The 10,276-nt window shown below is 72.7% G+C and carries 9 protein-coding genes; 3 read left to right on the top strand and 6 right to left on the bottom strand.

What is annotated here, in order from left to right; translation table 11 throughout:
• Window positions 1-308: 308 nt before the first annotated feature.
• The 5 genes from fabF to fasR all read right to left on the bottom strand — a co-directional run bounded on the left by fabF (window position 309) and on the right by fasR (window position 5,198).
• Window positions 309-1,571: a beta-ketoacyl-ACP synthase II gene (fabF, locus tag ACFCY7_RS20130; RefSeq protein WP_376486882.1), complete on the bottom strand. Its 1,263-nt coding sequence runs from the start codon at window positions 1,569-1,571 to the stop codon at window positions 309-311.
• Window positions 1,572-1,650: 79 nt separating this feature from the next.
• Window positions 1,651-1,899 (bottom strand): acyl carrier protein, encoded by a 249-nt coding sequence (locus ACFCY7_RS20125; RefSeq protein WP_376486879.1) that lies wholly within the window; start codon window positions 1,897-1,899, stop codon window positions 1,651-1,653.
• Between the two features lie 60 nt (window positions 1,900-1,959).
• Window positions 1,960-2,991: a ketoacyl-ACP synthase III gene (locus tag ACFCY7_RS20120; protein WP_376486876.1), complete on the bottom strand. Its 1,032-nt coding sequence runs from the start codon at window positions 2,989-2,991 to the stop codon at window positions 1,960-1,962.
• 18 nt (window positions 2,992-3,009) lie between these two features.
• The gene (locus ACFCY7_RS20115) at window positions 3,010-3,927 is read right to left on the bottom strand and encodes an ACP S-malonyltransferase (RefSeq protein ID WP_376486873.1); all 918 of its coding nucleotides are present in this window, start codon (window positions 3,925-3,927) and stop codon (window positions 3,010-3,012) included.
• Window positions 3,928-4,016: 89 nt separating this feature from the next.
• The gene (fasR, locus tag ACFCY7_RS20110) at window positions 4,017-5,198 is read right to left on the bottom strand and encodes a fatty acid biosynthesis transcriptional regulator FasR (protein WP_017239141.1); all 1,182 of its coding nucleotides are present in this window, start codon (window positions 5,196-5,198) and stop codon (window positions 4,017-4,019) included.
• Between the two features lie 128 nt (window positions 5,199-5,326).
• On the opposite strand from fasR, the gene ACFCY7_RS20105 reads away from it, so the two are divergent.
• A complete protein-coding gene (locus tag ACFCY7_RS20105; RefSeq protein ID WP_376486869.1) occupies window positions 5,327-6,001 on the top strand; it encodes a pirin family protein in 675 nt (224 codons plus the stop codon).
• A gap of 4 nt (window positions 6,002-6,005) precedes the next feature.
• Here the strand turns inward: ACFCY7_RS20105 and ACFCY7_RS20100 are convergent, their stop codons facing one another.
• Complete coding sequence (locus ACFCY7_RS20100) at window positions 6,006-7,190, bottom strand: Ig-like domain-containing protein (RefSeq protein WP_376486867.1); 1,185 nt, start codon at window positions 7,188-7,190, stop codon at window positions 6,006-6,008.
• A gap of 207 nt (window positions 7,191-7,397) precedes the next feature.
• Here ACFCY7_RS20100 and ACFCY7_RS20095 point away from each other — a divergent pair, with 207 nt between their 5' ends.
• A complete protein-coding gene (locus ACFCY7_RS20095) occupies window positions 7,398-8,588 on the top strand; it encodes a lipid II:glycine glycyltransferase FemX (protein WP_376486865.1) in 1,191 nt (396 codons plus the stop codon).
• Window positions 8,585-10,264 carry a murein biosynthesis integral membrane protein MurJ gene (gene murJ / locus ACFCY7_RS20090; RefSeq protein WP_376486863.1) on the top strand — a complete coding sequence of 560 codons (1,680 nt, stop codon included), beginning with the start codon at window positions 8,585-8,587 and terminating at the stop codon, window positions 10,262-10,264. Before ACFCY7_RS20095 ends, murJ begins: the two co-directional genes overlap by 4 nt.
• Window positions 10,265-10,276 lie beyond the last annotated feature (12 nt).

Below are 10,276 nucleotides of genomic sequence, written 5' to 3'. Positions count from 1 at the left end.
AGTTGGCCTCTTTCTCGTGCGTCCCTCGCGTCGCTTCGCGGGCTTCGGGGCGCTGTGCCGGACGCCGTCCGGCGGGGTGTGGCGAAGGCCCACCCTGGTGTGGGGTGGGCCTTGCGAGCACGGTTCGGGTCAGACGGTACGGAACGCCAGGACCACGTTGTGGCCGCCGAAGCCGAACGAGTTGGCCTCTTTCTCGTGCGTCCCTCGCGTCGCTTCGCGGGCTTCGGGGCGCTGTGCCGGACGCCGTCCGGCGGGGTGTGGCGAAGGCCCACCCCGGTGTGGGGTGGGCCTCTCACGTCAGGCGTGGATCAGACCGTGCGGAACGCCAGGACCACGTTGTGGCCGCCGAAGCCGAACGAGTTGTTGATCGCGGCGATCGTGCCCTGGGGCAGCTCGCGCGGCTCGCCGCGGACGATGTCCGCCTCGACCTCGGGGTCCAGCTCGTCGACGTTGATCGTCGGCGGGGCGAGGCGGTTGTGGAGCGCCAGGACCGTCGCGACGGTCTCGATGCCGCCGGCACCGCCGAGGAGGTGGCCGGTCATCGACTTCGTCGCGGAGATCGCGACGTGGTCGAGGTCGTCGCCCAGGACCTTGCGCAGCGCCTTGATCTCGGCGACGTCACCCTGCGGCGTCGACGTGGCGTGCGCGTTGAGGTGGACGACCTCGGACGGCTTGAGGTCCGTCGAGTCGAGCAGGTTCTGCATCGCGGCGGCGATGCCCCGGCCGGTCGGCTCGGGCTGCGCGATGTGGTGGCTGTCGGCCGACAGGCCCTGGCCGAGGACCTCGCAGTAGATGCGCGCGCCGCGCGCCTTCGCGTGCTCCTCGGACTCCAGGATCACGACGCCCGCGCCCTCGCCGAGCACGAAGCCGTCACGGCCGGTGTCGTACGGACGCGAGGCCTTCGTCGGCTCGTCGTTGTTCTTGGACATCGCCATCATGTTGGCGAAGGCGGCGATCGGCAGCGGGTGGATCGCGGCCTCGGTACCGCCGGCGATGACCACGTCGGCGCGGCCGGTGCGGATCATCTCGACGGCGTAGCCGATCGCCTCGGCACCCGACGCGCACGCGGAGACCGGAGTGTGGACGCCCGCCCGGGCGTTCACCTCCAGACCCACGTTGGCGGAGGGGCTGTTCGGCATGAGCATGGGCACGGTGTGCGGGGAGACGCGGCGGACGCCCTTCTCCTTCAGCACGTCGTACTGGTCGAGCAGCGTGGTGACACCGCCGATGCCGGAGGCGATGACGGAGCCGAGCCGCTCGGGCACGACCTTCTCGTCCTCGCCGGCGGGGGCGGTGTAGCCCGCGTCGGCCCACGCCTCGCGGGCCGCGATCAGCGCGAACTGCGCCGAGCGGTCCAGCTTGCGGGCCAGCGGGCGGGGAAGGACGTCACCGGGGTCGACGGCGGCCGTCGCGGCGATCTGCACGGGCAGTTCGGCGAAGCGCTCGCCCTCCAGGGGCTTGACGCCGGAGCGTCCGGCGAGCAGGCCTTCCCAGGTCGACGCGGAGTCGCCACCCAGCGGTGTGGTTGCGCCGATACCGGTAACGACCACGGTGCGATTGGTCGAGTTCACAGGAATTCGTTCTCCATGTGTGTGATGGTCGGAATACGGCGCCACCGCGGGGTGGCGGACCGAGTCAGCAGGGGCCGAATCAGGCCTGGTGCTTCAGGATGTAGTCGGCAGCGTCGCCCACGGTCTTGAGGTTCTTGACGTCCTCGTCCGGGATCTTGACGTCGAAGCGCTCTTCGGCGGCGACGACGACCTCGACCATGGACAGCGAGTCGACGTCCAGGTCGTCGGTGAAGGACTTGTCCAGCTGGACGTCCTCGACCGGGATGCCCGCGATCTCGTTGACGATCTCGGCGAGGCCTTCGACGATCTGGTCCTGGGTGTGAGCCATAGTGGCGCTCCTTCTTGCGGTTACTTCGGTAAAAGGGGGGCTTCCGGACGGATCCGGTGCCTAGGGGAGGGTAACGACCGTCGCGGCGTACACGAGACCCGCCCCGAAGCCGATGACGAGCGCGGTGTCACCGCTCTTCGCCTGCCCGGTCGCCAGGAGCCGCTCCATGGCGAGCGGGATCGAGGCGGCCGAGGTGTTGCCGGTGGTCTCCACGTCACGGGCGACCGTGACGTGCTCCGGCAGCTTCAGAGTCTTCACCATCGAGTCGATGATCCGCATGTTCGCCTGGTGCGGGATGAAGACGTCGAGGTCGTCCGCCGTGATGCCGGCGGCGTCCAGCGCCTGCTGGGCGACCTTCGCCATCTCGAAGACGGCCCAGCGGAACACCGCCTGGCCCTCCTGCGTGATGGCGGGGAACTTGACCTCGCCCTGCTCGTTGAGCGGGAGCTTGGAGACGTCGCCGACGCGGAAGTCGTTCCACGGGACGGTCTGCTTGATCGTCTCGGACTTGTCGCCCTCGGAACCCCAGACGGTCGGGCCGATGTGCGGCTCGTCCGAGGGGCCGACGATCACGGCACCGGCGCCGTCGCCGAACAGGAAGGCCGTCGCGCGGTCCTCCAGGTCCGTCAGGTCGCTGAGCCGCTCCACGCCGATGACGAGGACGTACTCCGCCGAACCCTCGACGATCATGCCCTTGGCGAGCGTCAGGCCGTAGCCGAAGCCCGCGCAGCCGGCGGAGATGTCGAACGCGGCCGGCTTCCCCGCGCCGACCTTGTCGGCGATCTCGGTGGCGACGGCCGGCGTCTGCTTGAAGTGCGAGACCGTGGAGACGATCACGGCACCGATCTGCTCGGCGGTGATGCCGGCGTCCGCGATGGCCTTGCCCGAGGCCTCCACCGACATCGCGGTGACGGTCTCCTCCGGCGAGGCCCAGTGGCGGGTGGAGATGCCGGAGCGCGAGCGGATCCACTCGTCGGTCGAGTCGATCTTCTCGAGGATCACCTCGTTCGGCACGACCCGGGTGGGGCGGTAACCGCCGACACCGAGGATCCGCGCGTACGGGGCGCCCTTGCTGGGCTTGATCTTCGACATGCTTCTCGACACTCCTTGTCAGACGGCCGCGTGCTCAGCGATGAGCGTACGGGCCGCGTCGAGGTCGTCGGGAGTCTTGAGGGCGACCGTGGCCACGCCCGGCAGGGCGCGCTTGGCGATGCCGGTCAGGGTGCCTCCGGGGCACACCTCGATCAGCGCCGTCGCGCCCAGGGCCTGGAAGGTCTCCATGCACAGGTCCCAGCGGACCGGGTTCGCGACCTGGCCGACCAGGCGGGCCACGACCTCGGCGCCGTCGGTGACGACCTGCCCGTCCTTGTTGGAGACGTAGCGGGTGGTCGGGGCGGCCGGGGACAGCTGCGCCGCAGCCTCCTCGAGCCGCGCCACGGCCGGGGCCATGTGGTGCGTGTGGAAGGCGCCGGCGACCTTGAGCGCGACGACCCGGCGGACGCCCTCGGGCTTGTCCGCCTCCAGGGCGGCCAGCTGCTCCAGGGTGCCGGCGGCCACGATCTGGCCGGCGCCGTTCACGTTGGCCGCGGTCAGGCCGAGCTTCTCGAGGTGCGGGACGGTCACCTCGGGGTCGCCGCCGAGCAGGGCGGACATGCCGGTCGCGGTGATCGCGGCGGCATCGGCCATCGCGAGCCCGCGGGTCCGGACGAGACGCAGCGCGGCGGTGTCGTCGAGCACGCCGGCGAACGCGGCGGCGGTGAACTCGCCGACGCTGTGACCGGCGACGACGCCGGGCGACACGTCGCCGAGCGCCGCGGCCGACAGCAGGCCGGCGGCGACGAGCAGCGGCTGTGCCACGGCGGTGTCACGGATCTCTTCCGCGTCCGCCTTCGTGCCGTAGTGGGCGAGGTCGAGCCCGATGGCGTCGGACCAGGCCGCGATGCGGTCGGCGGCGCCGGGGAGTTCGAGCCAGGGAGTCAGGAAGCCAGGCGTCTGAGCGCCTTGGCCGGGAGCGACGAGTACGAGCACCCTCACACTCTCTCTTGGGGACGGCTCCCGGCGCCCGTGGGGACAAGGACGAAGAACCGTCGGGGGAATTGTTGGTCTTCGACAAAAGTCTAGGACTGGGGATCTCCGTCGGCCAAGCGCCCCAGGATGAGGGCGATCCGCAGCGTGAACGCCGAGCGCACGTCGGAGGGTGACCAGCCGGTGACGTCGGTCACACGTCGAAGCCGGTAGCGCACGGTGTTCGGGTGGACGAAGAGCATCCTGGCCGCGCCTTCCAGGCTGCTCGCCTGTTCCAGATAGACACTGAGAGTTTCCAGCAGCGCCGAGCCCGCTTCCTCCAGCGGTCTGTAGATCTCCTCCACCAGCTGCTCGCGCGCCGAAGGGTCCGAGGCGATGGCGCGCTCCGGGAGGAGATCGTCCGCCAGAACGGGGCGGGGAGCGTCCTGCCACGCCGAGCACGCCTTGAGGCCGGCGGCGGCCGCCTGCGCGGACCGGGTCGCCGCGAGCAGGTCGGGCACGACGGGGCCGGCCACGACGGGACCCGCCGCGTACGGGCCGATCAGCGCCTTCGCGACCGCCAGCGGGTTGTCGTTGCCGCCCGCGATGACGACGAGGCGGTTGCCGAGGACCCCGGTGAGGACCTGGAGCTTGGCGTGCCGGGCGGCCCGGCGGATCGCCTCCACCGTCAGCTCGCTGTCGCCGTCGGGGGCGGTGCCGAGGACCACGCACACGTGCTCGGGCGAGTTCCAGCCGAGCGCGGCGGCCCGCGAGACGGCGCCCTCGTCGGCCTCGCCGGAGAGCACCGCGTTCACCACGAGGGACTCCAGGCGCGCGTCCCACGCGCCGCGGGCCTCGGCGGCCTGCGCGTACACCTGGGCGGTGGCGAAGGCGATCTCCCGGGCGTAGACGAGCAGCGCCTCGCGGAGCACGGACTCGTCGCCGGGGGCGGCGACCTCCTCGATCGCCGACTCCATGACCTCGATCGTGGTGCGGACCATCTCCACGGTCTGCCGCAGCGTGATCGCCCGGGTCAGTTCGCGGGGCGCGGTGCCGAAGACGTCCGTCGAGATCGCCTGCGGGGTCTCGGGGTGCCGGAACCACTCGGTGAACGCGGCGATGCCGGCCTGGGCGACCAGGCCGATCCACGACCGGTTCTCGGGCGGCATCGCGCGGTACCACGGCAGCGTCTCGTCCATGCGGGCGATGGCGCCGGCGGCGAGCCGCCCGGAGGACTGTTCGAGGCGCTTCAGGGTCGCGGAGTGCGGATGAGCGGCGTTCACGGGTTCTGGCACGGGGACAAGACTGCCTTATCGGGACGCCGGCGTGCGGGGTCGGGGCGGGTTCGCCTCCGGCGGGGGGCGCCGCGGGCCGCCTGTCCGCCTCCGCCGCGCGCTCCGGCCCGGCGGCTACGGTGGGCCCCGTGATACGCATCCAGCGCGCCGGCGAGCGCTACCCCGGCGGCGACCCGGCGGCCGGGATCGAGACCCGGCACGCCTTCTCCTTCGGGCCGCACTACGACCCCGACAACCTCCGCTTCGGCGCGCTCCTCGCCGTCAACGAGGAGCGGCTCGCACCCGGCGCCGGCTTCGACGAGCACCCCCACAGCCACACCGAGATCGTCACCTGGGTCGTCGAGGGCGAACTCACCCACCACGACACCGCCGGCCACGGGACGGTCGTCCGCCCCGGCGACCTCCAGCGGCTGAGCTCCGCCGGGGGCGTCCGCCACGTCGAACGCAACGACGCCGACGTGCCCCTGGTCTTCGTCCAGATGTGGCTCGCCCCGCTGACCCCGGGCGGGGACCCCTCGTACGAGGTGGTGCGCGGGATCGCCGACCCGGCCCCGTACGACCTGCCGGCGGCGGACGCCCGGCTGCACGTCCACCGCGTCGGACCGGGCGCCCGCGCCGCCGTACCGGACGCCGACCTCGTCTACGTCCACGTGGCCCGGGGGACCGTACGCCTCGGCGGCGAGGAGCTCGGCCCCGGCGACGCGGCCCGGCTCACCGGCGCCGGCGGCCTCGAACTGGCCGCCGTGACCGGCGCGGAGGTGCTGGTCTGGGAGATGCGGGACTGGCGCAAGGCCCTGGGCTGAACCGTCAGCGCAGCGCGCTCTTGGCCCGCCACTGCTCCCAGCTCAGGTTCCACGCCCCGTAGCCGTTGCCCTCGGCGACGATGCCCTTGGTCTCGGCGCCCTTGATCTCGAAGGGGTCGCCCACGTTCACCGAGGCGTAGAAGGAGGCGGCGTTCTCGTTGCTCATGCCGATGCAGCCGGAGCTCTTGTTGGCCCTGCCGAAGTAGGCCGCGTTCCACGGGGCCGCGTGGGTGTACATGCCCGACCAGGTCAGCCGCATCGAGTAGTCGACCATCTTGTTGTAGGCGTCGCCCAGGCCGACCGTCTCGGAGTTCATGTTGATGGTGCCCTCCTTCGCCATCAGGACGGCCGTGCCGCGCCAGGACCGCTTGTCGCCGCCCGGGGTGCCGCCGGAGACCGGGATCGTCCGGACGGTGCGGCCGTCGCGGACCACGGTCAGCCGGTGGGCGTCCAGGTCGACCTTCACGATCTGCGAGGTGCCCACGGTGAAGCCGGTGCTGTAGTCGCGGACGAACCAACCGCCGCCCGAGTCCGTGCCGTTCAGGTCCGCCGCGAGGGTGACCTTCGTGCCCGGCTTCCAGTAATCCTTCGGCCGCCAGTCGGCCCGGTCGCGGCCCGAGTAGTCCTTGACCCAGCCCCAGGAACCCTCGGTCCCGTTCGACGTCGTGACCTTCAGCTGCCGCTCCACGTCCGCCTTCCGCGTCACCGGCAGGTCGAAGACGATCGACAGCGGATGCCCGATGCCCACGGTCGTGTTCTTGCCGGGCGCGAGCGTCACCTTGTTGACCTTCTCCGGCTTCGGCGTGGTGAACGACGACCGGGTCGTCGACTCCTTGCCGTCGCCGGAACGGGAGGTCACCTCCACCGTGTACGACGCCCCCGGCGCCGCCTTGCGGTCCGACACCCAGCTCGTGCCGCCCGCTCCCGTACGGCCCGTGAGCGTCCCGCCGTCCGCTTCGACGACCTTCACCGCGGCGATCGTCCCGCCCGTGGCGGTCACCTTCACCGGAGTGCCGGCCACCGGGTCCGCCACCGTCACCTTCGCCGGGGTCGCCGGGGCGGGAGCCCCCGCCCCGGAACCGCCGCCGTCCGCCGCCTGCGCCGTACAGGCGGTCAGGGAGGCGACGAGCGCGGCGGCCGCGAGGACGGGACGGGAAGCGTGCGGACGGCGTGTGCGTATCGGCAGCACGGAAGACCTCCGTGGAGAGGGAAGAAAGGCGGGATGTCCGGACTCTAGAACGGCACGACCGGCCGCGGGGCGCCCGCGGCCCCATGTGACAGGGGCTGGGTCAGAACCGTCACCGTCCGGTCACATACGACGCGCGCACCCGTCGAATTCGGCTGTGAGCCTGCTGTGCGCCCCACCACCGAGGGGCGGAACCAGGAGGCTCCCGTTGTGTCTGCGCTGCTCGTGACGGCCGCACCCGCCGAACGCCGCGCCCCGGCCGGCCCGATCAGGGTCGGCCCCGTGACCCCCGAGGTCCACCGCGCGTTCCTCGCGTCCCGGGCCGCCGGTGCGGACGGGCCCAGCTTCCTCCAACTCCCCTCCTGGGCGCAGGTGAAGGACGGCTGGTGCCACCAACTCGTCGGCTGGGGACCCGAGTCGGGACCCCTCACCGGCGTCGCCCTCGTCCTCCTCCGCCCCTTCCCCGGTACCCGCAAGTACTTCGCGTACCTCCCCGAGGGGCCCGTCGCCGACTGGGCCGACCCCGACCTCGACGGCTGGCTCGGACCGCTCCTCGCCCATCTGCGGGCCTCGGGCGCCTTCGCCGTGCGCATCGGCCCCGGACCCGCCTACCGCCGGTGGGACGCCGCCACCCTCAAGGCCGGCACCGGAGCCGGCCGCCGCCTGGCCGACGTCCTCGCCGACGAGGTCGACCCGCTCGGCACGGTCGTCGCCGACCGGCTCCGGGCCCGCGGCTGGCGCCGCTGCGGCGGCGACTCCGGGGACGGCGCCGACGCCCAGCCCCGGCACGTCTTCCAGATCCCGCTCACCGGCCGCTCCACCGACGACCTCTGGTCCGGCCTCAACCAGGAGTGGCGGCGCAACGTCCGCAAGGCCCGCAAGTCCGGCGTCGAGATCACCGTCGGCTCCGCCGCCGACCTCCCCGAGTTCCACCGGCTGCTCCGGATCACCGAGGAGCGCGACGGCTTCCGCCTCGGCCGCGACCTCGCCTACTACGAGCGCCAGTACGCCGTCCTCAACGCCGAACACCCCGGCCGCATGAAGCTCTACCTCGCCCGCCACGAGGGCGAGGTGCTCGCCGCCCACACCATGATCACCGTCGGTGGGCGCGTCTGGTACCAGACCGGCGCCTCCGCCGACCACCGGCGCGAGGTCCGCCCCTCCAACGCCCTCCAGTGGCGCATGCTCCTCGACGCCCACGCCGTCGGCGCCGCCGTCTACGACCTGCGCGGGGTACCCTCCACCCTCGATCCGGGCGACCGCGCCCACGGGCTCCTGCGCTGGAAGCTCGGCACGGGCGGACAGGTCGTCGAGACGCTGGGGGAGTGGGAGATTCCGATGCAGGGCACGACCAACCAGGCGCTGTTCCGCGCCTTCCAGGCATACCTGGCCCGCCGATGACGGCGACGCTCACCGCGGCGCCGGCCGAGCCGAAGTCCTCGGTCCTCCGCAGCGGCGCGCTCATGGCCGCGGGCTCCCTCGTCTCCCGCGCCACCGGCTTCGTGCGCGCCTCCGTCGTCGCCGCGGCCCTCGGCGCCGGATTCGTCGCCGACGGCTACGCGGTCGGCAACTCCGTCCCCACCATCGTCTACATGCTGCTCCTCGGCGGCGCCCTCAACGCCGTCTTCGTCCCCGAACTCGTCAAGGCCGCCAAGGAACACGAGGACGGCGGCGTCGCCTACACCGACCGGCTCCTCACCCTCTGCGCGCTCGCCCTCACCGCGCTGACGGCCGCCGCGGTGCTCGCCGCCCCGCTGATCGTCGACCTGTACACCGACTACACGGGCGCGCAACGCGAGATGACCCTCGCCTTCACCCGCGCCTGCCTGCCGCAGATCCTCTTCCTCGGACTCTTCACGCTCCTCGGCCAGGTCCTCAACGCCCGCGGCCGGTTCGGCGCCATGATGTGGACCCCCGTCCTCAACAACGTCGTCGCCGTCGCCGTCTTCTCCCTCTTCCTGCTCGTCAGCGACGGCGGCACCCTCACCCCCGGCGAGACCGCGCTCCTCGGCTGGGGCACCACCGCGGGCATCGCCCTCCAGGCCCTCGCCCTCCTCCCCTCGCTGCGCGCCGCCGGCTTCCGCTGGCGCCCCCGCCTCGACTGGCGCGGCTCCGGCCTCGCCGCTCCGCTGCGCTCGGCCGGCTGGCTGGTCCTGCTCGTCCTCACCAACCAGGGCGCGTACTGGGTGACCACCTGGCTCGCCACCTCGGTGGGCTCCGTCACCACCGGCGGCTCCGGCCTCGCCGCGTACAACAACGCCTACCTGCTCTGGACCGTCCCGCACGGCATCGTCACGGTCTCCCTCGTCACCGCCCTGCTGCCCCGGATGAGCGCAGCCGCCGCGGACGGCGACCTCGCCGCCGTCCGCCGGGACGTCTCGTACGCCCTGCGGACCAGCGCGGCCGCGATCGTCCCCGCCGCGTGCGCGCTCCTCGCGCTCGCCGTACCGCTGATGACCGTCGTCTTCCGGTACGGCGCGACCACCGGCGACGACATCCGCGCCATGGCCTGGATCCTCATGGCCTTCGCCCCCGGCCTCGTCGCCCTCTCCGGCCAGTACGTCTGCACCCGCGCCTTCTACGCCCTCCGCGACACCCGCACCCCGTTCGTCCTCAACCTCGTCATCGCCACCCTCAACGCCGCCCTCTCCCTCACCGCCTACCAGGTGCTCCCGCCGCACTGGGCCGTCGCCGGCATGGCCGCCGCCTACTCCCTCGCCCTCTGGGCGGGCTGGGCCCTCACCGCGTACGTCCTGCGCCGGCGTCTGCGGGACACGGAGGCGGGCGGCGGGTCGGCGGACGCGGCCGGCGCGGACGGCCTGGACGGCGTGGCCGACGCGGTCGGTGGCGCGGACGGCGGTTCCGGGGGATCGGCCGCCGCCCTGCTGCGGCTCCTCGCCGCCGCCGTACCGGCCACCGGATACGCCCTGTTCGCCGTCGGCCTCACCGACGTGGCCGGCCCCGTCGTCTCCGGCCTCGCCGGCGCCGCCACCCTCGTCACCACCTTCGCCCTCCTCGCCCGCCCCCTCCGCCTCACCGAACTCCACACCCTCCTCACCCGCCTCCGCCCGCGGTGACCCCCACCCCGC

The sequence above is a fragment of the Streptomyces sp. NPDC056361 genome (assembly GCF_042262805.1).
Taxonomy (GTDB): domain Bacteria; phylum Actinomycetota; class Actinomycetes; order Streptomycetales; family Streptomycetaceae; genus Streptomyces.
Note: the sequence above shows the minus strand (reverse complement) of the source record. Positions and strands in the feature narration are given on the sequence as shown.